At 66.7% G+C, this 25,445-nt stretch carries 24 protein-coding genes; 11 read left to right on the forward strand and 13 right to left on the reverse strand.

The window, feature by feature from the left end:
* Positions 1–5 precede the first annotated feature (5 nt).
* On the reverse strand, positions 6–602 hold the full coding sequence (locus BLQ58_RS09685; protein WP_092597095.1) for a PAS domain S-box protein: 597 nt from the start codon (positions 600–602) through the stop codon (positions 6–8).
* A 308-nt stretch (positions 603–910) separates the two neighbouring features.
* Here BLQ58_RS09685 and BLQ58_RS09690 point away from each other — a divergent pair, with 308 nt between their 5' ends.
* Entirely contained in the window at positions 911–2,470 is a 1,560-nt protein-coding gene (locus BLQ58_RS09690; protein WP_092597099.1) for a methyl-accepting chemotaxis protein, read from the forward strand.
* Between the two features lie 107 nt (positions 2,471–2,577).
* Here BLQ58_RS09690 and BLQ58_RS09695 read toward each other — a convergent pair whose 3' ends face one another.
* The 7 genes from BLQ58_RS09695 to BLQ58_RS09725 form a co-directional block, all read right to left on the reverse strand.
* Positions 2,578–3,282 carry a T6SS immunity protein Tli3 family protein gene (locus BLQ58_RS09695; protein WP_139186085.1) on the reverse strand — a complete coding sequence of 235 codons (705 nt, stop codon included), beginning with the start codon at positions 3,280–3,282 and terminating at the stop codon, positions 2,578–2,580.
* 14 nt (positions 3,283–3,296) lie between these two features.
* Complete coding sequence (locus BLQ58_RS09700) at positions 3,297–4,460, reverse strand: T6SS effector phospholipase Tle3 domain-containing protein (RefSeq protein ID WP_092597105.1); 1,164 nt, start codon at positions 4,458–4,460, stop codon at positions 3,297–3,299.
* Between the two features lie 359 nt (positions 4,461–4,819).
* A complete protein-coding gene (gene fliD / locus BLQ58_RS09705) occupies positions 4,820–6,277 on the reverse strand; it encodes a flagellar filament capping protein FliD (RefSeq protein WP_092597108.1) in 1,458 nt (485 codons plus the stop codon).
* A 183-nt stretch (positions 6,278–6,460) separates the two neighbouring features.
* Positions 6,461–7,366 carry a YkgJ family cysteine cluster protein gene (locus BLQ58_RS09710; RefSeq protein ID WP_092597111.1) on the reverse strand — a complete coding sequence of 302 codons (906 nt, stop codon included), beginning with the start codon at positions 7,364–7,366 and terminating at the stop codon, positions 6,461–6,463.
* Positions 7,360–8,151 carry a MetQ/NlpA family ABC transporter substrate-binding protein gene (locus BLQ58_RS09715; RefSeq protein ID WP_092597114.1) on the reverse strand — a complete coding sequence of 264 codons (792 nt, stop codon included), beginning with the start codon at positions 8,149–8,151 and terminating at the stop codon, positions 7,360–7,362. The genes BLQ58_RS09710 and BLQ58_RS09715 overlap by 7 nt, the downstream gene beginning before the upstream one ends.
* Positions 8,144–9,115, reverse strand: a complete 972-nt coding sequence (locus BLQ58_RS09720; protein ID WP_254775884.1) for a formylglycine-generating enzyme family protein — start codon at positions 9,113–9,115, stop codon at positions 8,144–8,146. Before BLQ58_RS09720 ends, BLQ58_RS09715 begins: the two co-directional genes overlap by 8 nt.
* Before the next feature lie 61 nt (positions 9,116–9,176).
* Positions 9,177–11,150: an arylsulfatase gene (locus BLQ58_RS09725; protein WP_092597117.1), complete on the reverse strand. Its 1,974-nt coding sequence runs from the start codon at positions 11,148–11,150 to the stop codon at positions 9,177–9,179.
* 304 nt (positions 11,151–11,454) lie between these two features.
* Here BLQ58_RS09725 and BLQ58_RS09730 point away from each other — a divergent pair, with 304 nt between their 5' ends.
* The 3 genes from BLQ58_RS09730 (at position 11,455) to BLQ58_RS29670 (ending at position 13,557) form a co-directional block, all read left to right on the forward strand.
* Positions 11,455–11,676: a hypothetical protein gene (locus BLQ58_RS09730; RefSeq protein ID WP_092597120.1), complete on the forward strand. Its 222-nt coding sequence runs from the start codon at positions 11,455–11,457 to the stop codon at positions 11,674–11,676.
* Positions 11,677–11,804: 128 nt separating this feature from the next.
* On the forward strand, positions 11,805–12,128 hold the full coding sequence (locus BLQ58_RS09735) for a hypothetical protein (RefSeq protein ID WP_092597124.1): 324 nt from the start codon (positions 11,805–11,807) through the stop codon (positions 12,126–12,128).
* 187 nt (positions 12,129–12,315) lie between these two features.
* Positions 12,316–13,557 carry a helix-turn-helix transcriptional regulator gene (locus tag BLQ58_RS29670; RefSeq protein WP_302847634.1) on the forward strand — a complete coding sequence of 414 codons (1,242 nt, stop codon included), beginning with the start codon at positions 12,316–12,318 and terminating at the stop codon, positions 13,555–13,557.
* Positions 13,558–13,584: 27 nt separating this feature from the next.
* Here BLQ58_RS29670 and BLQ58_RS09750 read toward each other — a convergent pair whose 3' ends face one another.
* From BLQ58_RS09750 to BLQ58_RS09760, 3 genes are read right to left on the reverse strand one after another with little or no spacing between them, the layout of a single operon-like run.
* Positions 13,585–14,730, reverse strand: a complete 1,146-nt coding sequence (locus BLQ58_RS09750; RefSeq protein ID WP_092597126.1) for an acyl-CoA dehydrogenase family protein — start codon at positions 14,728–14,730, stop codon at positions 13,585–13,587.
* Between the two features lie 52 nt (positions 14,731–14,782).
* The gene (locus BLQ58_RS09755; protein ID WP_092597129.1) at positions 14,783–16,921 is read right to left on the reverse strand and encodes an acetate--CoA ligase family protein; all 2,139 of its coding nucleotides are present in this window, start codon (positions 16,919–16,921) and stop codon (positions 14,783–14,785) included.
* 32 nt (positions 16,922–16,953) lie between these two features.
* Positions 16,954–18,309 carry an MmgE/PrpD family protein gene (locus BLQ58_RS09760; protein ID WP_092597132.1) on the reverse strand — a complete coding sequence of 452 codons (1,356 nt, stop codon included), beginning with the start codon at positions 18,307–18,309 and terminating at the stop codon, positions 16,954–16,956.
* 177 nt (positions 18,310–18,486) lie between these two features.
* Between BLQ58_RS09760 and BLQ58_RS09765 the strand changes: the two genes are divergently transcribed.
* From BLQ58_RS09765 to BLQ58_RS09780, 4 genes are all read left to right on the forward strand, one after another.
* Positions 18,487–19,398 carry a LysR family transcriptional regulator gene (locus tag BLQ58_RS09765; RefSeq protein ID WP_092597385.1) on the forward strand — a complete coding sequence of 304 codons (912 nt, stop codon included), beginning with the start codon at positions 18,487–18,489 and terminating at the stop codon, positions 19,396–19,398.
* A 144-nt stretch (positions 19,399–19,542) separates the two neighbouring features.
* Positions 19,543–20,511, forward strand: coding sequence for a Bug family tripartite tricarboxylate transporter substrate binding protein (locus BLQ58_RS09770; RefSeq protein WP_092597135.1), 969 nt, complete (start codon positions 19,543–19,545; stop codon positions 20,509–20,511).
* A gap of 53 nt (positions 20,512–20,564) precedes the next feature.
* Positions 20,565–21,104, forward strand: a complete 540-nt coding sequence (locus tag BLQ58_RS09775; RefSeq protein WP_092597138.1) for a cysteine hydrolase family protein — start codon at positions 20,565–20,567, stop codon at positions 21,102–21,104.
* A 233-nt stretch (positions 21,105–21,337) separates the two neighbouring features.
* A complete protein-coding gene (locus tag BLQ58_RS09780; protein ID WP_254775886.1) occupies positions 21,338–22,285 on the forward strand; it encodes a Bug family tripartite tricarboxylate transporter substrate binding protein in 948 nt (315 codons plus the stop codon).
* Between the two features lie 69 nt (positions 22,286–22,354).
* Here the strand turns inward: BLQ58_RS09780 and BLQ58_RS09785 are convergent, their stop codons facing one another.
* Positions 22,355–22,819 (reverse strand): nucleoside deaminase, encoded by a 465-nt coding sequence (locus BLQ58_RS09785; RefSeq protein WP_092597388.1) that lies wholly within the window; start codon positions 22,817–22,819, stop codon positions 22,355–22,357.
* 174 nt (positions 22,820–22,993) lie between these two features.
* On the opposite strand from BLQ58_RS09785, the gene BLQ58_RS09790 reads away from it, so the two are divergent.
* Complete coding sequence (locus BLQ58_RS09790) at positions 22,994–23,494, forward strand: DUF3016 domain-containing protein (RefSeq protein ID WP_092597144.1); 501 nt, start codon at positions 22,994–22,996, stop codon at positions 23,492–23,494.
* 26 nt (positions 23,495–23,520) lie between these two features.
* Here the strand turns inward: BLQ58_RS09790 and BLQ58_RS09795 are convergent, their stop codons facing one another.
* Positions 23,521–23,952 (reverse strand): helix-turn-helix domain-containing protein, encoded by a 432-nt coding sequence (locus tag BLQ58_RS09795; protein ID WP_092597147.1) that lies wholly within the window; start codon positions 23,950–23,952, stop codon positions 23,521–23,523.
* Between the two features lie 70 nt (positions 23,953–24,022).
* Here BLQ58_RS09795 and BLQ58_RS09800 point away from each other — a divergent pair, with 70 nt between their 5' ends.
* Both BLQ58_RS09800 and BLQ58_RS09805 read left to right on the forward strand, forming a co-directional pair.
* Positions 24,023–24,871, forward strand: coding sequence for a class I SAM-dependent methyltransferase (locus tag BLQ58_RS09800; protein WP_092597150.1), 849 nt, complete (start codon positions 24,023–24,025; stop codon positions 24,869–24,871).
* A 66-nt stretch (positions 24,872–24,937) separates the two neighbouring features.
* Positions 24,938–25,354, forward strand: a complete 417-nt coding sequence (locus BLQ58_RS09805) for a cupin domain-containing protein (RefSeq protein WP_092597153.1) — start codon at positions 24,938–24,940, stop codon at positions 25,352–25,354.
* Positions 25,355–25,445: the final 91 nt, after the last annotated feature.

A 25,445-nucleotide genomic window follows, 5' to 3' on the forward strand; every position in this document is an offset into this window, starting at 1 on the left:
GCCGGTCAGGCTTCGACGGGCGCTTCCAGCCCGCGCAGGCACAGGCTCATCAGGCCCAGCCGGCCCGGCACGCCCAGCTTGCGAAACACGCTGAGCACCAGCGTCTGGGTTCTGGCCGTGCCAAGGCCCAGCCGGCTCGCGATCTGGCTTTCGGAAGCGGCCGTCAGCAGCAGCACCAGCACGTCGCGCTCGACAGGCTCCAGCACGCCGAGCAGATCCGGCGCCAGCATGTGGTCGCAGGCCGGTTGCCGCAGCGCCGTGACATCGCGCGCAAAGCCCATGCGCAACTGGTGCGCATCGAGCCAGTTGGCCTGCCAGGCCAGGTAGATCGCCCGGCCATCGCGATGCTGATAGCGGTTTTCGAAACCCACCCGATCCCGCCCTGCCAGCACCTGCGCGGCTTCCTTCAGCGTGCGGTCCCGGTCGCCAGGCAGCACCAGTTCGATGATGGGTTGTCCGATGACATCGGACTGGGCAAAGCCCAGCGTGTCCGCGCACCGGCCATTGACGTAGCGCACGATACCGCCCCGGTCCACCAGGAACACGGTGTCCTGCGCGTCATCCGCCAGGGTGAGGATCGCGCCTTCGGTCAATCGCTCCATGCCGCTCTCTATCCGCGCCGTTCGCTGTCACTACGTTGTGCCGATCCGCAGTAGCGCCATCAGATTCGACGAATCTGGAGATACTGCCATAGCCAGACACCGCCCGGGTGGTCATCGGCCGCCCATTCCGTCGGCCATTCCGCCCCGCGGACCTCGCACGCCTCGGCAAGCGGCGCCCTCGCCACTATTCCCATATTGGTATCAATCCTCAGTCAAGTTTCCCCTCCGGCCGGCCGTTAGCGCCGCTCATAGAGAGGACGTCTCGAAAAGCGCCCCGACGATCAACGAAGCGAAATGGAGGAGATGGGATGTTGCAAGAACTGAGTCTGAGAAAGAAGCTCATGCTGCCGCTGGTGCTGAGCTGGGTGTGCCTGCTGGCCATCACGTTGTGGAACGTCTGGCAGATGCGCGAGCAGCGGCTCCAGGATCGCAAGGTCGCCCTGGAGCAGGTGACCGACACCGCCAATTCAGTGGTTGCCGAATACGAGGCCATGGCCCGCGCCGGCAAGATCAGCGCCGAGGACGCCCAGAAGCAGGCCATCGACCGCGTGCGCGCCATGCGCTTTGGCGCCGACGGGTACTTCACCATCATGCGCTCCGATACCGTGGTGCTGATGCATGCCATCAAGGCCGAACTCAACGGCAAGAACATGTCGGACACGAAGGATGCCAACGGCGTCTACCTGTTCCGCGACATCGCGCAGATCGGCAAGACCACCGGCAAGGGATTCATCGAATACCTGTGGCCCAAACCCGGCGCCGAGGCCCCGCAGCCCAAGCTCAGCTATACGCTCAACTTCAAGCCGTGGGACTGGAACTTCATTGCCGGCCTGTATCTGGACGACATCCACGCCGAATTCCGTACCGCGCTCTGGAAGGCGCTGGGCTGGCTGGTTGCCGTGGGCGCGCTGATGAGCGTGGTCATGGTGCGCATCTCGATCAGCCTGCAGCGCCAACTGGGCGGCGAGCCCGCACTGACCTCGCGGATTGCCGCGCGCATCGCCGACGGCGACCTGGGCACCCATGTGGAAACCGCCCCGCACGACCGCGACAGCGTGCTGTACAACATGCAGCAGATGCAGGCGCGCCTGACCGGCGCCATCGGCCAGATCCGCGGGTCGGCGGATTCCATCGCCGGCGCCGCGCGGCAGATTGCGGCCGGCAACGTCGACCTGTCCCGCCGCAGCGAGGAACAGGCCGCCTCGCTCGAACAAACCGCCGCGAGCATGGAGGAACTGACCAGCACCGTGCGCCAGAGCGCCGATAACGCGCGCCAGGCCGCGCACCTGGCCGAAGGCGCGTCGGACATCGCCGTGCGCGGCGGCGAGATCGTGCACAAGGTGGTGGAAACGATGGGCGAGATCAAGGCCGCGTCGGGCAAGGTGGTGGACATCATCGCCGTGATCGAGGGCATCGCCTTCCAGACCAACATCCTGGCCCTTAACGCGGCCGTGGAAGCGGCCCGCGCCGGCGAGCAGGGGCGTGGCTTCGCGGTGGTGGCCGGCGAGGTGCGCAGCCTGGCGCAACGCTCCGCCACCGCCGCCAAGGAGATCAAGGGCCTGATCGACAATTCCGCGCAGCGCGTGGAAGACGGCGCCACGCTGGTGGAGGGCGCTGGCAAGGCCATGGAGGACATCGTCAGCGCCGTGAAACGCGTGACCGACCTGATGGGCGAAATGCGCGCGGCCACCGAGGAACAGACCGGCGGCATCGAGCAGGTCAACCAGGCCGTATCCCAGATGGACCAGATGGCACAGCAGAACGCCGCACTGGTGGAAGAAGCCACAGCGGCCGCCGCATCGCTGGAAGACCAGGCCGATGCCCTGCACCGTGCGGTAGGACAGTTCCGGTTGGCGGGTGCCCTGTAGGAAGGAGGAAGTCCGAAGAGAAACGCGAGAAAAGCGTTATAGCGTTTTAGCCAGACTTGCCGGCCCGCAGCGATGCGGGCCGTTTTGTTTAGTGTCCGGCGGGCGGGTTACTTCGACGTGGCCGGCAGGTTGGCGGGGCGGATCGAGTCGTCGCAGGAGATGTATTCCTGGCCCGAAGGTGTGCGGAGGCCTTTTAGATAGTCGGGGCGTTTCGTTGAGGAAAAATGCCCGTAGCGAAGACCCGAAGGCGATTCCATTGCAATTCCTATACCAATGACCACCGGGTACTGGGTCACCGAATAGTCGTCCCACGTCCATTTTTTTGCGGTATATATACGATCCGAGGTGGCAGCAACGATATATTCCATGGAATCCTTATATGGTGTCTGTGTGTTCCGCATGTAGTATTCACCAGCGAAACTGCGACCACCATCCGTAGAATAAATGAATGAGATATTGCAGCCCTTGTCCGGACACACGCCATCCGGCGTGTACGACGAAGGAATGACGATAATCTGCCCTGTGGGATCGGCGTTAATTAAGCGCCCCCGGTAGTTTTCAATGCCGTAGCGTCCAAGCCGGGTGCGAATGCCTTGCCGTGGATCGTTGTAATACGTCGTGCCGTGGTGGCAATCCTTGTAGTTCTCCAGCGAAATATAGCGGTGGTCGTCAAACCAGTAGATGGCTTGTGGGGGGACGTCGTAGTCGGGGGGAGGCGTCGCCAGGCGCCAGTTCTTCTGAGCGCAGCCGGTCAGCAATGCGGCTACTACACCGATACACAAATACATGGATTTTCGTTTTTCGTGTTTCATGGTGATTCCTGATTTCAGTTTCCCAAATCCCAACGCGGCTGCCTGGTCTGATTCTCAGTTGCAGCGCGCGCCGTGGCGTCCTTGACCGTATCCCGGTCGATGGCCGCTGGCATTTCCGGTTTCAGCAACACGCCCGAATTGAAATAATTGTCAGTGAAGTGCGTCCAGTCGGCGTCATGCATGAGCCCGATCCAGAACTCGCGGTTTTCGAAGGCCTCGCAAAATCCAATGGGCAGGTCGTAAGCCACGATCCGCCGCATGAACTCCATGTGTTCGGGCAGCGTGCTGTGGTCGGGTGGTTCGGGCTTGTGCCGGCGGAACCGATCCCGCGCCTCTTCAGCCGATTCCAGCGTTCGAATCGGCCGGTCGCCGCTGTAAATGTCCTGGCCGCGATTTTGGTAACTCGGCTCATAAATCGACTCGAAATACGGAAACTCAGGCTTGAAATACCGGCCCGTGTCGGGATCGATTTCTCCCATGGCCCGCACATCATCGTCCGTAACGGCCTTATCGAATTTCGCGGTCTCCTCAGGCGTCAACGGATTTGCCACGGCTTCGGCATTGACGGTGACCATCTGGTCGGGATGGGGCACCGTCCACAGCTTCATGGCGTTGAAGAACGGGCCGCGATTTCCATCCCAGAACGGCTTCGTATTATTGGGGTCCCAGTGGCTGCCGTATTTCATGTCCGGCAGTGTGCCGAACCGCTTTATGCCGGGCGCGTCGCCGCATGGTGTCAGGCGAGCCAGCATACGCTGCTTGACCGTATCGCCCAGTTCGGCGAGCAGGTCGTCGGGTAGCCCCTGCCATCCAATGCTTTCCAGCGTCGTCAGGCCCATGACGCGGTCGTGCGGGCTGAAGTAGACATAGATCCGGCCGTGGTTGTCGCGCTCGCTCACCGCCGGCGTGATCTCGCTGAAGGGGCGCCAACGCTTGCCATTCCGGCCCCTGCCAACCCGCTGCTGCACCAGCAGTCGCTCGTCCAGCAGGCGCCGCTCCGCCTTGATCCGATTGGCGATATTACGAAACGTCTGCACGCGCGCTGCCTCGGAAGGGCGGGCATCGCTCCATGTCGCGCCATCCGCGAGCTTGTCGTCGAGCGCGTAGGGCGAGTTCATCAGGAACAGCGCGTCCGGCGCCCGCGTCTTGCAAAGCGCCGAGGCTGCCAGGGCAATCATCGTGCCCTGGCTGTACGTGGCCTGGGCTCCCCGGGAGTTTCATCGTTCCGGCCGGCGTCGTCCGGCCTGGTTGCTTGCGTCATTTCAGCCATTGCGGTTAGCGAATCCCGGCCTCCATGTCACCGTGCCCGATGCCCGACGCCACGGAAGCTGCGGCTCGCAAACTAGCGGCTTTTCAGGCGGAAGAAGTCGCTGTTTCGCCGTTTCCTAACGCGTCACAATCAACGTGCTTTTACGTATGCAGATTCAGAGAACGATGATTTACGCAACGCACCTTCATCGTTCCGCACAGGCAAAACAAAAAGGGCGACAGCCGAAGCCATCGCCCTTCCCCACCCCAGGCGCGCGCCTGAAGCGTTTTACTTCTTCGCGTTCGTCAACGCCTGGAACTGCTGTGTCAGGTAGTTCTTGGTGTTGTTCATCTGGGCGACCGCCAGGTCCAGTGCGGTGAACTGCTTGCGGTAGCGTTCGATCTTCGCGTCGATGCGGACGCTCATGTCCTCGTAGCGCTTCTCGATGTCCTTCATGCTGCGTTCGATGCCGGTGGTGACCGCGCCGATCGGGCCGCTTTCGCCGGTCATCTTGTCCACCGCGTCGGACAGCCGGCGGCCGAAGCCACCCGTGGTGCCGTCGCCCGCGAACAGCTGCGTCACGGTGGGCAGGTTGTCCTTCAGCGCGGCGTCCAGCTTCTTGCTGTCGATGGCCATCGTGCCGTCCTTCTGCATCGACACGCCGATGGCGGCCAGCATGGTCGGGGCCTTGTCCGGCATGCCCGCCTCGGGCGTGTTCAGCACGGCGCGGATGGTCGTCTGGATGCCGCGGATCGACGTGTCGCCGTTCAGCGCGCCCTTGGTCATCGCCTTGGTGTCGAACGCGGTCAGCGACTTGATCGACGACTGGATGTTGTTATAGGCGGTGACCATCGCCTGGATGGAATTCTTGATGCTGTCGGTGTCCTGCGTCAGCGACAGCGACGTCGTGCCGGTCTTCTTGAGCGTCATGGTCACGCCCTGCGCGGCGTCCACCACGGTGTTGCTGGTGCTGGTGATGGCGATGCCATTGACCGTCAGCGCCGCGTTGGTGGCGCGCAGCGTTTCCTTCATCGCGTTCGATCCCGGCGTGGTCGGGTCGTAGCCCGCCACCCCCTGCAGCTCGGGCGACGAGCCCGTGATGCGCATGCTCATCGTCTCGCCGGTCTTGTCCGACGTGAGGATCAGGCGGTACGGCGTGGCGCTGCCATCGTTGATGATGCTGGCCTTGACGCCGATGCCGGCCTTGTTGATGGCATCGCGGATGTCCTGCAGCGACCCCTTGCCCGGGTCGATCGTGACCGTGCGGGGGTTGGGCACGTCGGCGGTGGACGCATTGGGATTGAACCCTGGGCTCACGTAGGTGCCGCTGGCTTCGTCCCAGCCGGTGGTGGTGCCGAACTCGAACGTCAGCGTGCCGGACCCGATCTGCACGTCCTGCTTGGCGTAGCCGGTGCCGGCCAGCGACTGGGCCTGCGCCAGCCGCGTCACGTTGACGCTGAGGTCGCTGGGTACGGCGTTGGCGCCGGTCGTCACCGTCATGATGTCGGAATTGCCGACCGCGGACTTGACCGCGCCGAACGTGTCCCGGTTCATCAGCGCCTTGGCCGTGGCCTGGAAGCTGGTGAGCATGCTCTTGACCGTGCCATAGGCGGTCAGGCGGGTCTGGTAGGCCGCGTGCTGGTTGTCCAGTGCCGTCAGCGGCGCGCGCTCGGCTGTGGACAACTTGTCCAGCAATGTGGACAGCTCGAGGTTGGCTCCAACCCCGAGGGAGGAAATCGATGCCATGGTTGTGTGCCCTTCTTCTTGTTCGTTTCTTTGTCACCCAGGCGCTGCGTCGCCTGAATGTCCTGACATCCACGTTTACGTCGACCTAAAGTGGATCTTTAGCCTTTTTGATACAGAAACGATACAAAGACGATACGAAGCAGGGCTTAACCCGATACATGCGATCTATACAGCACAAACAAGTCAGTGCGCCAGTCGTTGGCCCAGGGCGGACAAGGCCGTGCTGTATTGCCGCAACTGGGCTGTCATCGGTTTGTCATCCGCGCGGCGCCGGGCCAGCGCGGCATCGATCGATGCCGCGATCAGCCGGCGCTGGGCCGCGATGTAATCGAGGCAGCGGGCCCGCGCCTCCGGGCCGCCGTCGGCGAGCACGGCCAGTACAGGCACGAGGGGCAGCGTTCGGTAGCCGGCAAACGGAATCGATGCGATACCACCCGCCGGGCCCACCAGTTCAGGCATCAACAGGCGGAATACGGCATCGCCCCAGACGAGCTTGTCCCGTGCCTCGTCGTGGCGGCGCCGGGCCAGTGCCGCGGCGTAGCCGTGGTCGGCGACCCCGCCCGCCACGACGAGCGGGATGACATCCGCCTGCAAGGATCGCGACGACAGAACGGATACACAGTCGGCACCGATATCGTGTTCGCCGCCGCGTCGCTTGGCCGCCAATGACGCGGCCTGCAGCCGGTCTGGCACCCAGGCGTCGAGCGGCACCATGGCGCAGGTGGACGGGCGGGACGCGTGGATCGTGCAGCGGCCGTCGTCGGCCAGAGCGGGACAGCGTCCGCGCGACGGATAGTCGATGGCCTGCGTGGCGATCATCAGCACGTCGCCATTCGGCAGCGGATGGCCCTGCCTGCCCGCCAGCGTGACGAATGCCGCCACGTCGTCGGCAGTCACCTCGACGACATGCCCGTCCACCACGTGCCGCGTGCCGGCCAGTGGCGGCCGCACGCGCCGCAACGACAGGGCGCCGACAAAGCGGTCGGCGTGGCGGAACAACTCGTTCATGCTCATGAGCGGTGGCGAATTGCAGCACTTGCCGCACGCCGTGCAATGAAAGCCGATCGCGACCGGCTCGCCGCCTACCATGGCCGACGCACCGAATCGTTGAAGCGCGTCAGGATGAAGGACTTCACCGCCGGGGAATGCAGCGCGCCAACCGTCGGCGCCACCCATTCCGCCCGGCAATCGGCCGCCCGCACCGCCAGCACGTTGGCCCAGGGCACACGTGCATCCTCGATACCGAGCGCGTCGCGCGCCGGTGCCAGTCCCGCCGCATCTGCCGCCGCGTAAGGCAGCGCCACCAGCGCGTTGCGGCGCAACGCCGCAGCCAGCCGTTGCGACGGCAAGCGCTCGAAGCGCAGCTTGCGCGGATTGTCGATGATGTCGCCGACCTGCGGCTGCAGGCCGGCCTCGCCATCGATGCGGATCAGCCCGTGGTTCTGCAGCAGCAGCAGCGCGCGCCCCTGGCCCGCCCGATCCGCCGGGATCGCGACGACGGCGCGCACTGGCACCTGCCGCAGCGCCTCGATCTTCCCCGCATACAACCCCATCGGATAGGTCACCGTATGCGTCACCGTGCAGATCGTTGCATCGCCCGCCAGTGCCTGCGCATCCTCCGCGATCGAGGCGTCTATGCGACGCGCGCGGAGCGCACGGCGCACTTCGGCGGTGTCGGCGAACGACACCGCCTGCAGTCGCACCGCGCCACCCGCGTTCGCGGCCGCCGCCACAAGCTCGCGGTCGGCCTGGCTCGCGACCCCGATGCGTACGACAGGCCGCGCATTGTCGGGCACGTCAGCCTGCGTCGCAGCCCGAACCGGCAGTTGCAGCGCCCAGGCACAGCCCAATCCCAGCAGCAGCGCCTTAACCATCGCGAAGCACCGTCCGGAAGCCGATGTGCGAAGTCGGCAGGTCGCGCTCGGCCGGCTCCCGCGCCGACGCCCGGTAGCGCACACAGAAGTCCGGTGCACACAGGAACGAGCCGCCCTTGATGACTGCCATGCGCGTATCGCGCGGATGGCCGGACCGGGCCGACAGCGCCGCCACGAACGCGGTATCGCCATTGGCGTGCGACTGGCGCGGCCCGGTGTACGGGTCGGCGGTCCATTCCCACGCGTTGGCGATCATGTCGTACAGGCCGAACGCATTCGCCGTGAAGCACCCGACCGGGGCCAGGCCGTCGAAGCCGTCGCGGGCACTGTTCAGCACCGGGAACACGCCTTGCCAGTAGTTGGCCGTGGGCGTCCCGTCCGCGCTGGCCGGCGCGGTTTCCAGCGCCGCGCCGCTCTGGCCGGCCTTGGCCGCGTACTCCCATTCGTCCTCGGTCGGCAGGTCGCGGCCAAGCCACTGCGCGTAGGCGCGCGCATCGGCCTGCGTCACGAGCGTGACCGGCTGGTTGTCCTTGCCGTCGAGGGTCGACGCCGGGCCGGACGGATGCCGCCAGTCGGCGCCGCGCACCATCGACCACCATGCATAGGGCCGTTGCTGCAGTTCATCGTCGGTCGGCTTGTGGAACACCACGGCCTCGCCGGCGCGCTCCGCTTCGGTGCGATAGCCGGTGGCCTGCACGAAGGCGGCGAACTGCGCGTTGGTGACTTCGGTGCGGTCGATCCAGAAACTTCCCACGCGCACCTTGCCGGCCGGCCGTTCGTCGGGATAGCCGAGCGTGGTGCCCGGCACGAATTCGCCGCCGCGCACGTGGGCCATGCCTGCCGTGCCGTGCTTGCGCCAGTCATCGGGCAGGCCCGTGTAGGCGGCGCACTGGCGCGGCGTGCCCAATGCCGCCGCGCCGTGCAACGGCACGGCGCGCACCGCCAGCGTTGCCGCCAGCCCCACCGCAAAGGCGGCGCCGGCGATCTTCCCCAGTCGATGGAATCGAAGCAGTGCCACGGCCGCCTCAGTAGATCATGCCCGGCACCTTCGGCAGCACCGCGCCGACGGCCTTGGCATAGTCGTTCCACTTCGCCTTGAGGTCTGCCACCACGTCCGGACGCTGCACGGCCAGGTCGCTGGTCTCGCCGCGGTCCGCCCGGATGTCGAACAGCTGCCACTCGCCATTGGCCGGGCCGAACGGCGGCTCGATCCACGTGGCCTTCCAGTTATCGGCATAGACGTAGGTGCGGCCGTAGAGCTCTTCCGCAAACGTGGTGCGTGCCGGGCCGGTTGCCTTGCCTTGCAGCGTCGGCAGCAGCGACAACCCGCTGATCGGATACACGTTGCGGCCGTCGTAGACCACCTTGCCCGCATTGCGGTTGACGCCCTTGCTGTCATAGAGCGGCGCCGCCGGCGTGCTGGGCGCGGCAATCCCGGCAATGTCCAGGAACGTCGGCGCCAGGTCCACCACATGCGTGAAGGCATTGAGCTGCGCGGCCTGCTGGGCAGGCGCCGCGCCGGGCAGCTTGACGATGGTCGGCACCGAGTGGCCGCCTTCCGCCGGGAACGCCTTCCAGAGCCGGAACGGCGTGGCGCTGACCTCGGCCCAGCGTTGGCCGTAGTCGAGATTGCTGGAGCCCTTGTACGCCGTGGTGCCCAGCGTCGGATAGACGGCCGGGTCCGCGTTCTTCGCGTCGTAGCTCTGATCGTAGTTGCCGCTGAACTCGTAATAGCTGGCTTCCGGCCCGTTGTCGCTCTGGAAGACGATCAGCGTGTTGTCGTACTCGCCGATGTCCTTCAGGTGCTGCACCACACGGCCAACGTTGTCGTCCAGGTTCTCGACCATCGCCGCGAAGATCTCCATGTAGCGGGCCTGGGCGCGCTTCTCGTCGGCGGTCAGGCTGTCCCACTTCTTGTTGGCATTCGCCACGCGGGTATCGATGCCGCCCTGCGCCGCGCTGTTGGTCGACGTGATGTAGTTGGCCGACGCCGTGCCCCAGTTCGCGGACTTGGGCGTCACCGCCAGCGTCTCGTCGCGTCCGGGATTCGGCGTGAAATTGGCGGGAATCAGCCCAAGCGCCTTCTGTCGCGCCAGCCGCGCCGCCCGGATGGGCTCGTAGCCAGCATCGTAGACGCCCTTGTAGCGATCGATGTACGCCGCCGGCGCCTGCAGCGGCGAGTGCGGCGCCTGGTAGGTCAGGTAGGCGAAGAACGGCTTGCCATCGGCATTCTTGCCGGTGCTCGAATCGATGTACTTGAGGATCGTCGACGTGTAGAAATCGGACGAGAAGAAGTTGGTCGTGTTCGGCGTCACGTAGTGGTCGTCTTCGACATACGCGGTGCTGCCGTTGCGGCCGAAGTGGTCGCCCCCGCCGCCCAGCAGCGCGTAGCTCTTCTCGAAGCCCCACGACACCGGCGTCTGGCCCGGCGACGTGGTGCCGACGTTCGCCCCCTGGTTCGTGGCATTGGGAAGCCCGCTGCCCAGGTGCCACTTGCCGGCCATGTAGGTGTGGTAGCCGCCATCCTTGAGCAGTTGGGCGATCGACAGCGCGCGGTCGTTCAGATAGCCCTCGTAGCCGGGCTTCGGCGCATTGTTCTCGTCGACGTAGTTCACGTCGGTGGTGGCCATGGTGCCCTGGCCCACCAGGTGGTGATCGGTGCCGGAGATGATCATCGAGCGCGTCACCGCGCAGACCGCCGCCGTGTGATGGTTCGTCAGGATGCGGCCCTGCTTCACCAGCGCATCCAGATTCGGCGTGCGGATCTCGCTGCCGAAGGCGCCCAGGTCGGAGTAGCCGAGATCGTCGGCCATGATGAAGATGATGTTGGGCTTCTTCGTCGCCACCGTTGTCGGCGCGGCATTGTTGGACGAAGTTGTCGGCGTATCGTCGCTGCCGCAGCCGGTCATCAGCGCCACGGCGGTGGCGCACAGGCCTGCCAGCGCGCGGCGGGCGGGAGTCTTTCGGTGACTACGGGACGCTGCTGTCGTTCTTGTCATACGCCTCTCTCCTGAACCGGATTTTTGGGAAAGGGGTCATGCTAAGAACGCGGCAAGCGGCGCCGAACGAATGTTTTTGCCTATCGATATTCGCGTCGGGCACCCGGGCATCCCGCATGGACACGCCGCATCGACCGCAGCCGATGCCCCGCGCCTGTAGATTTTGCAAGCCGGCGCATACGCTGCCCGTCCATCTTGCTGGCGAAGGCGCGCGCATCGGCAGTGCAGGCGTGGCCCGGACCTTGCACCGTTCTCCGTTATCCCTTTCTTGATTTCCGGTTAAGACTCGATAAAGGAGCGCACCATGGCAGCCCGCGAAGATGCATCAACACGTAACAGCCAGCCAGAGCAGGACGACCCCGATCATTACCTCGAGACCATGGAAGTGAAGGTTTCCGGCGAGGGCAACGGCCTCGTGGACGACGAAACGTCGGGTTTCGCCTTGCATCCGGACCATCCGTCGTCAGGCAAGACGGCGAATGAGCGCCGCGCCGGCGAAGGTGACGAGGACGCGACCAGCCAGTAAACGCGGCGCCGGGCGGACAGACCATCGATACAACAGCTTACAAAGACACCTGGGACAGGGTCAACGGACCGCGCCGCGCGCCGTTAGTATCGGCATCCACGCAGCAACCCGAGCAAAAGGTGCTCTCCATGTCCAGGTTCCTCATCGCCAGTCTGATCGGTCTTTCCGCCCTCGCGGCCTCTGCCGCCGCCGAGGCGCACGTCAATTTCGACATCGGCATCGGCGTGCCGGCCTACGTGGCCGCGCCGCCGCCGGCGCCGGTCTACTACGAGCCCGCACCCGTCTACGTGGCACCGCGCCCGGTGGTGGTCGCACCGCGCCCGGTGGTGGTGGCGCCTGGCTACTACGACGGCTGGCGCGAACAGCGTTGGCGCGAGCGCGAGTGGCGCCGCGAACAACGCTGGCGCGAGCACGAATGGCGGCGCGACCGTCGCTGGCGCGACGACGACTGACGCACCCGCCATAAGGCCGGCGGCCTGGGACGCGCCCACCACACCGCGCCCTCGTGCATCACATCGCCCAGCGGTAGCGGTAGCGGCAGCGGCAGCGGCAGCGGCAGCGGCAGCGGCAATCCGATGGCATAGCTGTTCATCACGAACCTGCGCATCTGCGCATCTGCGCCCCACGGCCGCCGACGGCTTGCCGCCCTACACCGAGCGGGCGATCGTGTTCGGGCCGTTGCGCGCCGCGCTGGGCCTTCATGGTCTACCTGTGTTCGTGGTGGTGGACCTGGTCGTCGGGGCCGTCCCCATCCTTCCGGCACTGGGCATGTCGATGCATGCGCCCACCACCATCTCCGTGCCGTTCAAGCTGCTGCTGGTCGTGATGCTCGAAGGCTGGACGCAACTGATCCAGGCCTTGGCCCTGCCATACAGGTCGCCGCTAAACCGCACCCCACTAGCGGAGGGCAGGCAGTCATTCCTGTCATTGCAACGACGGCATTGCAGATTTAACAGTCCGTTAAGGTTCGATCGGCAAAAAGGTAAAAACCCAGCGGCAAAACCACCCCAACGTTACGTAACGCGTAACGGCGCCGTACCGGACCTGCACAGCTGCATGCGCCCTGCAGCGCGTTCGCGTGGCTGGAACGGAACTTGCGCCATGGTTGCTTCCAAACGTAGAAGAACAGGGGAGCGACACATGAAGGCAGCAGTTGTAGAGTCCCGGCCGCTGATCGGCTTTGGTATCCAGCAGGTGCTATACCGTATTCAGGACATCGACGATTCCTGTCTGATGTCGCCTGGCCCGGTGCCGGGCGTCACGCTGGACGGCATCGACCTGCTGATCGTCGGCGATTTGCTGCAGGGATACGACGCAGCCATGCTGGACTTGCTGCGTACCGCAACCGATGTGCGCGGCGTGCTGTACCTGAGCGCAGGCGGCACGGTGCAATGGATGCCCCCGCGCGAAATCTCGCCGCTGCTGTCATGGCTGCCGGAAAACGCCGCGCTGGAGGCGATCGAGGGAACGCTGCGCAAGATGATCGGCGCCATGCGCAAGGGTTGCTGTACCGGCACGCCCTACGACGATACGCTGGCGCGCGATGGCGTGACCCCGCCGGCGGCGAGACCCGACGCTGCCATCGTGCTGCCCATGTCCGTCCACGCACGCCTGTCCGATACGGCCCTGCCCGAGTTCGTCACCGAGGCGCAGCTGCTGAGCCTGACGCAGCGTCAGTACGACGTGCTGGTGCTGCTGTCCAAGGGCATGTCGATCAAGCTGATCAGCCGCCGCCTGCATATCTCCGTGCCGACGGTGAAAAGCCACACGCTGCAGATCTATCGCCGGCTCGCGGCCAACAACAAGACCGAAGCGGTCTTCGTGGCACGCGAGCGGGGCGCGCTGCTGGCGTCGATCTCGGCGGCGGCCGAAGCCGCCTGACGCGGCGCAACGCGCCGAGGGAACGCCTCAGGGCCGCTGGGAAAACGTGCGTTCGAATACCGACTCGGCAATGCGGTTCTTCAGGATCTCGATCGAGCCGCCAGCAATCATCCAGCCGCGGCAGCGCCGCTGGCAGTATTCGACCAGCTCTTCCTGGCTGTAGCCCATGCCGCCCATCACCTGCAGCGCCTCATTGGCGATGTCGAATCCGGCCTGATTGCAGAATGCCTTGGCGATGGCCGTTTCCTCCGCCGACGGCAGCCCGCTGTCGGCGTTGCTGGCAGCGCGGTACAGCAGCAGCTGTCCGGCATCGAGCTTCATCTTCATCTCGGCGAACTTCCACTGCAGGCCCTGGAACTCGCACAACAGGCGCCCGAACTGCTTGCGCTGCAGCGCCCACTGGCGCGCCACCTCGTACGCGTAGCGACCCAGCGCCAGCGAGCGCGCCGTGTTGCCCATGCGCTCCACGTTGAAGCCGGCGATCTGCTTCTTGAACCCGCCCTCGCCCAGCAGCACGTCCTCGGGTGCCACGTAGACGTCCTCGAAATAGATCTGCGCCCATTCCTCGCCCGACATGAAGCGCGATTTCTGGCCGATGCGCACGCCCTGCGCCCTGGTGTCGATCAGCACCGAACCGATGCCGCCCACGCCGGGGCCGAAGCGCACATAGGCCAGGATCACGTCGGCATGGGGGCCGTGCGTGGTGAAGATCTTGGTGCCGTTGATACGAAAGCCTTCGCCGTCGGGCGTGGCGCTCGTCTTCAGTTCGGTCACGGCCGACCCGGCCTCGGGCTCGGTCATGCCCACCGAGATCAGCGTCTCGCCGCGCAGCAGCGGCGCCAGCCAGCGCGCCTTCTGCCCGGCGGACCCATATTCGGCCAGCACGCGGATCGCGCCGAAATTGCCGGCCTGCACCACGTCCGCGCTGCGCGGGCAGTGCGCGGCCACGGCCTGGATCGCGATCACGGCGTCCATCAGCGAGCCGCCCTGGCCGCCGTCGGTCTCGGCAATCGTGATACCAAGCAGACCCTGCGCGGCCATCTTCTTCGCCACGTCCCACGGATACGCGTCGGTGTGGGCGCGCTCGCGGGCGCCGGGACGCAGCTCCTTTTCCGCGAAGCGGCTGACGGCGTCCTGGAATTCCTGCTGTTCGGGGGTGAGCTTGAAATGCATGATGTCTCCGGAATCTCTTCTGATATGGGGGATCGGATATCGGGGGTGGAAGTCAGTGTTGCGCGCCGCCCAGCCGCAGCACGCAGTCGACTCCGACCACGCCGTTGGCGCGCACGAACAACGGGTTGATCTCGGCTTCGGCGACGGTGGCGCCCCGCACTACGGCCAGGCGCGAGAAGCGCACGATGGCATCGGCCAGCGCATCGACATCGCCGCGCGGCAGGCCACGAAAACCGCGCACCAGCCGGGTGGAACGCACCTCGTCGATCATCTGCCGCGCCTCGGCCGGGCTGACCGGCGCCGGGCGCAGGCTCACGTCGCGATGCAGCTCGGCCGTGATGCCGCCCGCGCTGAGCATGACTATCGGGCCCACCAGCGGGTCGTGGCGATAGCCGAGCATCAGCTCCAGCAGGCGGTCTTCCATGCGCTGAACCAGAATGCCGTCGATGCGCGCATCAGGCGCCGCCCGGCGCGCGTTCGCCATCAGCCGTTCGGCGGCGCTCGCCAGTTCGGCGTTATCGCGCACGCCCACCTGCACGCCGCCGATCTCGGTCTTGTGCAGGATGTCGCGCGAGCAGATCTTGGCCACGATGGGGTAAGGCACCGCGTGGCCCAGCGATGGCGGGTTGACCAGCGCAGCCGGCGCGATCGGCACCCCGATTGCCTCGAAGACGGTGCCGGCTTCGCGTTCGCTCAGGTCGCCCTGCGTGGGCAGACCCTGCGGCCACGACAGCGCCGGCATGTCGCTGTCCGCATCGCCGGCATCAGCGGCCTGGGCGGCGCGGAACAGGCACGACAACGCATCGGCACAGCTTTCCGGCGTGCGGAACGCCGGAACGCCGGCCGCCTGCAGCACCTGCAGCGACTGCGTGGCATCGGGCGCCAGGAATGCCAGCAATGGCTTGCCGCCAATGGCCGCGGCCTCGACGATGGGCTTGACGGCCAGCTGCGGATGGAACTGCGCCGACGAGCCCGCCACGCACAGCACGGCATCGCACCAGTCGCTCTGCAGCATCTGCTCCACCAGGTCGCGGTATTGCGCGCTGGTGGCGGCCAGCGTCAGGTCGATGATGGGGGTCTGGCGGATCTTTACGCCACGCGCGGCCATATGCGCGACGAACGTGTCGGGCGGGGGTACCGCATCGACGCCGGCCAGGCCGAGCCGGTCCACCACGGTGGCGGCGCCGCCGCCGGTGGTGGTCACCACGGCCACCCGTGGCGCGCGATCGAGCGCCGGCACCGTGCGCGCATGGCGGCTGGCCAGCGGCGCGGCTTCGAACAGCGTTTCCAGCATCTCCACGCGCATGGCGCCATGCTTGCGCAGGAAGGCGTCCACCGCGGCGTCGTTGCCGGCCAGCGCGCCCGTGTGCGACTGGGCCAGCGCCTCACCCTGGGCCGAGCGGCCTAGCTTGTAGACGAGCACCGGCTTGCCTGCGGCACGCGCACGCCGCAGCGCAGGGGCCAGCACCGCGGCATCGCGGATCGTCTCCAGGAACAACAGGATGACCTCGGTGGCGTCGTCGTCCACCAGCAGGTCCACCAGTTCGCCCACGCCGAGGTCCGCTTCGTTGCCGACGGACACCAGCTTGGCAAAGCCCATCCCCCGCGCCGCGCCGCGCGACAGCAGCGCGCCCAGCATCGACCCGCTCTGCGATACCACGCTCACCGCGCCGGGCCGCAGTTCATCCATCTCCAGCACCGCGTTGACCGACAGGATGGCGCCGCTATGCACATCGACCACGCCGATGCTGTTCGGCCCCAACAGCCGCACGCCCAGCCGCCGGGCCTGGTCGGCCAGCGCCTGCTGGGCCGCCATGCCGGCCTCGCCCAGTTCGGCGAACCCGTCAGAGAACACCGTCACCACGCGCGCACCGCGGGCGGCACTTTGCGCCAGCGCCTCGGCCACCTGGGCCCCTGGCACCATCACGAAGGCGTGATCGATGGCCTCGGGCAACGCTTCCACGCTCGGGTACGCCGGCAGGCCCATGACTTCGGTCCGCCCCGCGTTGACCGGCAGGATGCGGCCCTGGTAGCCGTGCTTGCGCATGAAGCGCAGCGGGCGTGCCGTGTTCTTCTTCTCGTCGGCCGATGCACCCACCAGCGCCACCGCGCCTGGGGTGAACAGCGCGCGGGCCAGCGCCTTGCCGGTAGCGCCCACGCCAGCGGCGATTTCCTTGTCGACTCTCGTCATGACTGCAGTGTTCCTGTATTGGATGGAAGGGCTCAGCGCGCACGCAGCGCGCCAAGGCCGAGCTGGCGCACAGGGCGCGCATCGAGTTGCCACAGCGCGTCCAGCAGGCTGGCCGCCTTGTCCTGGCCCAGCACCGGACCGCCCAGTTCCATGAACTTGTCGGTCAGCATCGCGTCGTCAAGCGGCGCCTCCGGGTCGCCTACCCGGTACGGCTGGAAGTGCGCGTGGCGGGTGCCATCGACCATCTCGATCTCCACCCATGCGGCGCGCTGGCGCGGGAAGGCGGCAGTCAGTCCGGCGTCGGCCGTCAGCGTGATGCGCGTCATCAGCGTGCGAATCGCGGTATCGCCAAGGCGCTCGGACTCGAAGGCGTCGAGCCGGACCGCCCCATGCAGGATGCCGTGGGCCACCACATAAGGCAGGCTGAAGCGCGCCTCGAATGGCGTGGTGGGGTGGAAGTTGCCGGTCACATCGAGCGCCACCTGGTACGCGTTCACACGCACGGCGGCAATGCGCGACGGGTCGAGCGCGTGATCGCGCACCAGCCGCATGGCCGCGTCGATGGCCGCGAACGTATGGCCGCAGCAACCATGGTTCTTCTGCGTGATGCGCGTGACGTTGTAGTCGGTGCCCAGGCCGGTGGTGGCAATCGACCAGTCCGGGCTGCCGCACAATGCGGCGCCGAAGCCCGCATCGCCTTCGAGGATGTCCCGCACGCCGGTGACGCCGTGCGCGGCGCCCTGGGCCGCCAGCACGCCGGTCTGCGCCGCGTGGCCGGCGTGCAGCGCCTTGGTCATCGCATCCGAGCGGAACGCCTGCTGCAGCCCCGACGCAAACGTGGTGGCGGTTGCCATGGCGTGGGCCGCCACATCGGCATTGCCCGGCGCCATCAGCATCGCGCCAGCGGCGGCCGCGCCAATGCAGCCGACCGTGCCGGTGGTATGGAAGAAGCGATAGTGCGCCGGCTGGATCGCGGCGCCGATGCGCGTGGACACCTCGTAGCCGGCCACCACCGCGCGCAGCAGGTCGGTGCCGCTGGCATTGCGGTCCTCGGCCAGCGCCAGCGCGGCGGCAATGGTCGGGCAGCCCGGGTGGTAGACGGCATCGCGAAAGATGTCGTCGAACTCGGCCGCGTGCGACGCGCTGCCGTTGATCCATGCGGCAAGTGCCGGGAAGGCGGTGGCGCCATGGCCCAGCACGGTGCTGTGGCCGACACCCAGTTCCGCCCGATGGGCGTCTACCAGTTGCCGGCCCGGCGCCATCGGCACGCCGGCCAGCAGCGCGGCAAACCAGTCGATCACCACGCGCCGGGCGTGATGCTGTACGTCGTCGGGCAGGGGCGCATGGGCCTGGTTGCCGACATAGGCGGCAAATTCGTCGATCAGCATGCCAGTTGTCTCCTCTGGAATGACTCCCATGGTAAGAACCACGGCCCGCCCAGCTTTGACATTTGGTGAAAGCTCCCAAGCCGGCGCGCGTATCCCGGCGCTGACGGGCTGGTGCATACTCTGCGCACGCCATCGCCGGCCCAGCCTTTCCATTTGGAGCACACTCGACCCATGGACATGGACATTCCTTCGCTTGCCATCCTGATCGCCGCCGTGGAAGAGAAGAGCCTGTCCCGCGCGGCCGAGCGCGAGAACCTGGTCACGTCGGCGGCCAGCAAGCGGATCGCCGAGCTGGAACGGCGCGCGGGCACGGCGTTGCTGCGCCGTCATGGGCGGGGCGTGGAGCCCACGCCGGCCGGCGCCATGCTCTACCAGCGCGCCAAGGCCATCGTGCGCAGCGTGCAGCTGGCACAGGACGCGCTGGCGGCGTACTCGCTCGACGGGATCGCCAAGATCCGGCTGGCGTCGAACCGATCGACGATCCTGCAGTTCCTGCCGGCCGATATCAGCGGTTTCCAGAAGCACGATCCCGACGCCCGCATCGACCTGGTGGAAGCGTTCAGCTTCGACATTCCGCGCATGGTGTCCAATGGCGACGCCGATATCGGCATCTATCACGCCCGCAGCCCCAGCCCCGGCGTGCATTCGCTGCCGTACCGCAAGGACCGCGTGGGCCTGGTGGTGCCGCGCGCGCATCCACTCGAAGCCAGGGGCGCGCTGCATCTGGAAGAGGCGCTCGACTACGACTTCCTGGGCTACTTTCCGCGCCATACGTTCGATGCGTTCCTGACGCTGGCGTCGGGCACGCTGTCGCGCCCGCTGACCGTCAAGACCCAGGTATCGAACTTCGAGGCCCGCTGCCGCATGGTGCGCGAAGGCCTGGGGCTGGCCGTGGTGCCGGAAGGCATCGCGCGCAACTACCTGCAGATGATGGGCCTGTCGATGCTGACGCTCAAGGACGCCTGGGCTGAGCGCGAGTTCTACGTCTGCGTACGCGACCGCGACAGCCTGCCGTCGGGCGTGGGCCGGCTGCTGGAATACCTGAGCCGCTGCGCCGCGATGGAGCAGCATTTCCTCAAGCCGCGCTGAAGCGGCGCCGGCATCGCGCCAGCGCCCCGCCGAGAACGCAGCGTTTCTGTTTCGTCAAAGCTCCGTGCGGGCATCTTTCTAAGATGCTCTACAGGCGGCCCTTTCACCCGGCCGCCCCACGACAAGAATCACACGGAGACAGCAATGAAAGACTTCCTGCGGCGCTCGGCCGCCGGCGTGCTGCTTTTTTGCGCCGCAACAGCCCACGCCCAGCAACCCTACCCGTCCAAACCGATCCGCGTGGTGGTGGCGTTCACCGCCGGCGGCACGACCGACATCCTGGCCCGCGAAGTGGCCCAGCAGATGGGCAAGGCGCTGGGGCAAAGCGTGGTAGTGGAAAATCGCCCTGGCGCGGGCGGCAATATCGGCACCGACTACGTGGGTCGCAGCGATGCCGACGGCTACACGCTGCTGGCGACGTCCGTGGGCCCGGTGGCCATCAACCCGACGCTCTACAGCCGGCTCAAGGTGAACCCGCAGACCGACCTGCAGCCGGTGGCCCCGATTGCCGATGTGCCCAACGTCATGGTGGTAAGCCCCAATGTGCCTGCGAAGACGGTGCAGGCGTTCATCGCCTACGCCCGCGCCCATCCGAACCAGCTCAATTTCAGCTCCACGGGCGTGGGCACGGCCGCCCATCTGTCCGGCGTGCTGTTCAACGAGCGCACGGGCGCCAAAACCACCCATGTGCCGTACAAGGGCGCCGATGCGCTGAACGACCTGCTGGCGGGCCGCGTGCAGTTCATGTTCGCCACGGTGCCGTCCGTGATCGCTCATATCCGTGGCGGTCAGCTGCGTGCGCTGGCGGTGACGTCGCGCAAGCGGTCGTCGGCACTGCCCGATGTCCCCACCATGGCCGAGGCCGGCGTGCAGAACCTGGTCACGGGCGCCTGGTTTGGCCTGTTCGCGCCGAAGAACACGCCGCCCGAGATCGTCGCGAAACTGAACAAGGTGGTGACCGACGCGCTGGCCCAGCCGGACATGCGCAACAAGCTCGCGCAGCAAGGCGCCGAGGCCATGAACCTGGCGCCGGACGCGTTCGGCAAGTTCGTGGTGGCCGAATACCAGGCCTGGAAGCCCGTGGTGGTCAGCTCCGGGGCACGCATCGACTGACCCGCGCGGCGCTGTGTCATGATGGCGGCCATCCCCACTCCGGTGTCTCCATCATGACCGCTGCCCTGATCGTCATCGATGTCCAGCAGGGACTTTGCGAAGGCGACGAAGCCTGCGTCGACGCGCAGGCCACGATCGAACGGATCAACCACGTGTCCGCGGCTGCCCGCAAGGCCGGCGTGCCGGTGATTTTCGTACAGCATGAATCGAAATCCGACTACCTGCGGTTTGGCTCCGACCGTTGGCAGCTTGCCACCGGCCTCGATGCGCGCGATGGCGACGTGCGCGTACGCAAGACCACGCCCGATTCGTTTCACCGTACCGACCTGACAGACGTGCTGAAGGCGCGGGGGGTGTCCGCGCTGGTGATCTGCGGCATGCAGACCGACTTCTGCGTGGATACCACCACGCGCCGCGCGCTGGCGCTGGGCTACCCGGTCACGCTGGTGGCCGACGGCCATACCACCGTCGACAACGCCGTCCTGTCGGCCGCGCAGATCGTCCGGCATCACAACGTGACGCTGGCCAATATCGAAAGCTTCGGCCCGGGCGTCACAGTGGTGGCCGCCGCCGGGATCTCGTTCGCGCCATAGCCCGCCCGGCCTGCCCTGCAGCACACCAGCCCGCCATCGGTGCGGCTATCGCACATTGCGTCGAGAACCCGGGGCTGACCCTGACTTCGGTAGCAGATTTCCTCACCGATAATCCGCGAAGCCGGGTCCAGCCCGACCATAGAGCCCCGGGGCGCCGCCACCGGGCTCGGAAGAATATCAGTGAAGGAGATGTAGTGCGTATCAAGCGTCAAGCCGCACGCGTGGCGTGCGGGATGGCTGTTGCCATCGCCACCATTTTTACCGCGCACGGCGCCCTGGCCGCCGATGCCTGGCCGACCAAGCCGATCAAGGTCATCGTGCCCTACACGCCGGGCGGTTCCACCGACACCGTGTCGCGCGTGGTCTTCGAGCGCGTCTCGCAGAGCCTGGGTCAGCCGATCATCATCGAGAACAAGCCCGGCGCCAACAGCACGCTGGGCGTGGGCGTGGCCGCGCGTTCGGCACCCGATGGCTACACCTTCGTGTCGGTGCTGGCCGCATACAGCGCCAATATGTCGCTGTATTCCAGGCTCAGCTACAAGCCGTCTGACCTGACCCCGGTGGCGGAAATGGCCGAGCTGCCGCTGTTCCTGTTCGCCAGCAAGAAGGTGCCGGTCAAGACCGTGGCCGAACTGGTGGACTACGGCCGGAAGCACCCCGACACGCTGACGTTCGGCTCCAGCGGCGTCGGCAGTTCGGCGCACCTGACCGGCGAGCGGCTGGCGATGGAATCGAAGGTCAGGATGACGCACGTGCCGTACAACGGCAGCGCGCCGATCCTGCCCGCACTGGTGTCTGGCGAGGTGTCGGTGGCCTTCGACCCGCTGCTGGTGCCGATGCCCCACGTCAAGTCGGGCAAGATCAACGTGCTGGCCGTGGCATCGGCCAAGCGCTGGCCCGGCGAGCCGAACATTCCGACGATGGAGGAATCGGGCTTCCCGGGCTTCGTGATGAGTTCGTGGACGGGCCTGCTGGCGCCGGCCGGCACGCCGCAGCCGGTGATCGACCGCATGGCCAGGGAAATTGCCGCCGCCACGCGCAGCGCCGACGTGGCGAGGAAGCTGACCGAACTCGGCTTTATCCCGGTGGGCGGCACGCCGGACGAGTTCCGCAAGCTGATCGAGCGCGACACCACGCGCTACGCGCAGATCGTGAAGGCCGGCAAGATCACGCTGGACTGATTGCTGCGGCCTTCGTAGCGATGCCTCTCCCGCCGCGCGGGAGACGGTCGTGGGACGGCTGCAAGGCGCCTAGCCCTGCCGCCGCTTCCACTCCGCATACAGATCCGCCTCGCCCTCCAGCCGCACGGGCAGGTACTGGATCTTCATTGACTGTTCGGCGAACGGTTTGGCCAGATCCGCGTAGATGGCCGCCGTAGACAGGCCGAACGGCTCTCCATCGTCGTTCGAATAGGCGTACGCCACTTCCGTCACGCCCGCCAGCCGCATGGCCGCCATGCACATCGGGCACGGGTGGCCGCTGGCATACACGGCGCAGCCGGCCAGGCTTGGCGTACCCAGCTTGTGGCTGGCTGCGCGAATGGCGTTCAGTTCGGCGTGCGACGTGGGATCGTTAGTCTTGTGGATCTCGTTGACGGCGGTCATCAGGACTTCGCCGTCGCGGACGATCACCGCCCCGAACGGGCGGCCGCCCGCCTGCATGTTGGCTTGCGCGAGGCGGATGGCTTCGCGCAGGTACTGTTGTGCATTCGACATATTCGACATGTCTGGTCTCCGGAAAACGCAGGCGCCGATGATAACCGCTGGCCGGCTGTACTAAGCTCATGACGGGTGCGCTTCACCGGCTGGAAGCCGTGCCCGCCGTGCCCGCATTGGCTGCAGTGCCTGCGTCCCCTGCCCCAGCCGTGGTCGTCGACAGCGAGGAATGCCATGTCTCGCTTTTCCGCCTATGCGGTGGCCATGCTTGCCACACTGGGCTCGGCGCTGGCGGCCGAGCCCCAGCCGGGGGCACTGACCATCACGTTCATCCATCCCGAGACCTACCAGGACGCGTCGAAGTCCTATGGCTACGGCAGCGATCCGCAGGTGCTCGATGCAATCCGCCAGCACCTGCAGAAGCTGGCCGCCCGCGAACTGCCCGCCGGCTACTCGCTGTCCATCGAGATCCTCGACATCGACCTGGCCGGCTATGTGGACTGGCGCTACCAGGGCAATGTGCGCGTGATCCGCGATGCCACGTGGCCGCGCATGACGCTGCGCTACGCCCTCAGGCACGGCGACGAAACCATCGCCAGCAAGCAGGAGCGCATCAACAACATGAACTTCAACTGGGGCGTCAACCTGTACGGCTACAGCGATCCGCTGCGCTACGAAAAAGCCATGCTGGACGACTGGTTCGAGCGTGCCATCACGCGCCACCTGCACAGCTGAGGACAAGGCGGGCGTGCCGTGCGCGGCTACTTGCGCGGCACGGCGGGCCGGCTGCGCTCGCCGATGTGCCCCTTGGCGGCCGCGCGCAGGATGCGCCGGAACGTTGGGCAGTCCATATGGGTCGACGCCGGACAGGCCGCCGCGTGGCGCAGGCCGTCGCGCATCGCCGCAAGCTGGCGGATCGTGCGATCCAGGTCGTCGGCCTTGGCGGCCAGCTTGCGCCGGTCGATGTGTACCTGGCCGTCGCGGGCCAGCATGGCGGCAATCTCGTCCAGCGAAAAGCCCGCCGCCCGCCCCAGCGCCACCAGCGCCAGCCGGTCCAGCACGTCGGGGGCATACTGGCGGCGCAAGCCACGCCGCCCGGCGGACGCGATCAGGCCTTTTTCCTCGTAGTAGCGCAGCGCGGACGCCGGTACGCCCGATTGCCGCGCCACGTCTCCAATGTCGAGCGGATTCACCCTTGACCTCAAGTGGACTTGAACTGGCACAGTGTAGCTTCCCTTCCTGGAAAACCCCGAGAACCGCACCATGACTGCCAATCCGCAGACCAACAGCGACCAGAGCACCCTCTGGAACGGCACCGGCGGCCGCGCCTGGGTCGTCAACCAGACGCTTCTGGACCACATGTTCCAGCCATTCGAGCCGATCCTGCTGGATGCCGTGCCAGCCGGTCACGGCCTCCGCGTGCTCGATATCGGCTGCGGCACCGGCGCCACCTCGCTGGCCATCGCGCGGCGCCTGGGCGACCAGGGCGAATGTGTCGGTGTCGACATTTCAGCCCCGATGCTGGACATGGCGCGGGAACGCGCCGCGCGCCTTGGCGTGGCGGCACGCTTTGTCCAGGCCGATGTGCAAACCCACCGGTTCGCACCGGCCAGCATCGACCACTTCGCGTCGCGCTTCGGGGTGATGTTTTTCGACGACCCGGTAGCGGCCTTCGCCAATCTGCGCCATGCCGCGCGGCCAGGCGCCACGATGCGCGTCATCGCCTGGCGCAGTCCGGCAGAGAATGCGTTCATGACCACGGCCGAGCGGGCGGCCGCCCCGCTGCTGCCCGACCTGCCCGCGCGCCAGCCCGGCGCCCCGGGGCAGTTCGCCTTTGCCGACCGGCAACATGTGGCCGCGATCCTGGCGCAAGCCGGATGGTCCGGCGTCGACATTCGCCCCATCGACGTGCCGTGCGAGCTGCCCGAGCCAGACCTGACCGACTACATCGGCTGGCTCGGTTCGGTGGGCCAGCGGCTGCTGACGGCCGACGAAACCACCCGCGCCAAGGTCATCCAGACCGTGCGCGCCGCCTTCGCACCGTTCGTGCAGGGCGACACGGTGCGCTACACGGCCGCGTGCTGGCAGATCGAGGCGCAGGCCGGACACTGATGTTGCGGCCCCCGGCTGCGCGACTAGACTGGGATACATCATCGCGTGCACGACAGGGGGCAAACCATGGCCGCATCCACGGAACACCCGGTCAGCCATTCGACGCTGGCGTTCGGACGCATCTATGCCGATGACGACGGCGAATCCCACTTTGGCGCGCTGTCGTTCGACATGGTCGAGCGCAACTTTGCCCCGCCCGCGCCGCCGTTCTGGGTGTCGCGCATGGACGAGGCGGTGCGGCAGGGCTTCCTGGTGGTTCCCACCGGCTGGGTGGGCGACCCGCACCCGGCGCCGATGCGCATGTGGATCTTCCTGCTCGACGGCGAAATGGAGTTCGAGACGTCCGACGGCGAACGCCGCGCGCTGGTACCCGGCAGTACGCTGCTGCTGGACGACACCAGCGGCAAGGGCCATCGCAGCCGGGTGATCGGCGGCAATATCGCCACGCTGGCCATGGTGGAAATGCCGGTGCTCGGCCGCTAGGCGCAGCGGATGCCATCCGACATCGGCCGAGATCCTCGGCAGGACGGTGCTGCGCCGCTGGCATCACCCCCGCAGCCGCACTCACCGCCGC

This window comes from Ralstonia sp. 25mfcol4.1 (assembly GCF_900104095.1).
Taxonomy (GTDB): Bacteria; Pseudomonadota; Gammaproteobacteria; order Burkholderiales; family Burkholderiaceae; genus Cupriavidus.

Bases quoted from the DNA above. Each gene is read 5' to 3' on its own strand.
- BLQ58_RS09685 (WP_092597095.1), bottom strand. From the start codon at position 602: ATGGAGCGATTGACCGAAGGCGCGATCCTCACCCTGGCGGATGACGCG.
- BLQ58_RS09690 (WP_092597099.1), top strand. From the start codon at position 911: ATGTTGCAAGAACTGAGTCTGAGAAAGAAGCTCATGCTGCCGCTGGTG.
- BLQ58_RS09695 (WP_139186085.1), bottom strand. From the start codon at position 3,282: ATGAAACACGAAAAACGAAAATCCATGTATTTGTGTATCGGTGTAGTA.
- BLQ58_RS09700 (WP_092597105.1), bottom strand. From the start codon at position 4,460: ATGATTGCCCTGGCAGCCTCGGCGCTTTGCAAGACGCGGGCGCCGGAC.
- fliD (WP_092597108.1), bottom strand. From the start codon at position 6,277: ATGGCATCGATTTCCTCCCTCGGGGTTGGAGCCAACCTCGAGCTGTCC.
- BLQ58_RS09710 (WP_092597111.1), bottom strand. From the start codon at position 7,366: ATGGTAGGCGGCGAGCCGGTCGCGATCGGCTTTCATTGCACGGCGTGC.
- BLQ58_RS09715 (WP_092597114.1), bottom strand. From the start codon at position 8,151: ATGGTTAAGGCGCTGCTGCTGGGATTGGGCTGTGCCTGGGCGCTGCAA.
- BLQ58_RS09725 (WP_092597117.1), bottom strand. From the start codon at position 11,150: ATGACAAGAACGACAGCAGCGTCCCGTAGTCACCGAAAGACTCCCGCC.
- BLQ58_RS09730 (WP_092597120.1), top strand. From the start codon at position 11,455: ATGGCAGCCCGCGAAGATGCATCAACACGTAACAGCCAGCCAGAGCAG.
- BLQ58_RS09735 (WP_092597124.1), top strand. From the start codon at position 11,805: ATGTCCAGGTTCCTCATCGCCAGTCTGATCGGTCTTTCCGCCCTCGCG.
- BLQ58_RS09750 (WP_092597126.1), bottom strand. From the start codon at position 14,730: ATGCATTTCAAGCTCACCCCCGAACAGCAGGAATTCCAGGACGCCGTC.
- BLQ58_RS09755 (WP_092597129.1), bottom strand. From the start codon at position 16,921: ATGACGAGAGTCGACAAGGAAATCGCCGCTGGCGTGGGCGCTACCGGC.
- BLQ58_RS09760 (WP_092597132.1), bottom strand. From the start codon at position 18,309: ATGCTGATCGACGAATTTGCCGCCTATGTCGGCAACCAGGCCCATGCG.
- BLQ58_RS09765 (WP_092597385.1), top strand. From the start codon at position 18,487: ATGGACATTCCTTCGCTTGCCATCCTGATCGCCGCCGTGGAAGAGAAG.
- BLQ58_RS09770 (WP_092597135.1), top strand. From the start codon at position 19,543: ATGAAAGACTTCCTGCGGCGCTCGGCCGCCGGCGTGCTGCTTTTTTGC.
- BLQ58_RS09775 (WP_092597138.1), top strand. From the start codon at position 20,565: ATGACCGCTGCCCTGATCGTCATCGATGTCCAGCAGGGACTTTGCGAA.
- BLQ58_RS09780 (WP_254775886.1), top strand. From the start codon at position 21,338: ATGGCTGTTGCCATCGCCACCATTTTTACCGCGCACGGCGCCCTGGCC.
- BLQ58_RS09785 (WP_092597388.1), bottom strand. From the start codon at position 22,819: ATGTCGAATGCACAACAGTACCTGCGCGAAGCCATCCGCCTCGCGCAA.
- BLQ58_RS09790 (WP_092597144.1), top strand. From the start codon at position 22,994: ATGTCTCGCTTTTCCGCCTATGCGGTGGCCATGCTTGCCACACTGGGC.
- BLQ58_RS09800 (WP_092597150.1), top strand. From the start codon at position 24,023: ATGACTGCCAATCCGCAGACCAACAGCGACCAGAGCACCCTCTGGAAC.
- BLQ58_RS09805 (WP_092597153.1), top strand. From the start codon at position 24,938: ATGGCCGCATCCACGGAACACCCGGTCAGCCATTCGACGCTGGCGTTC.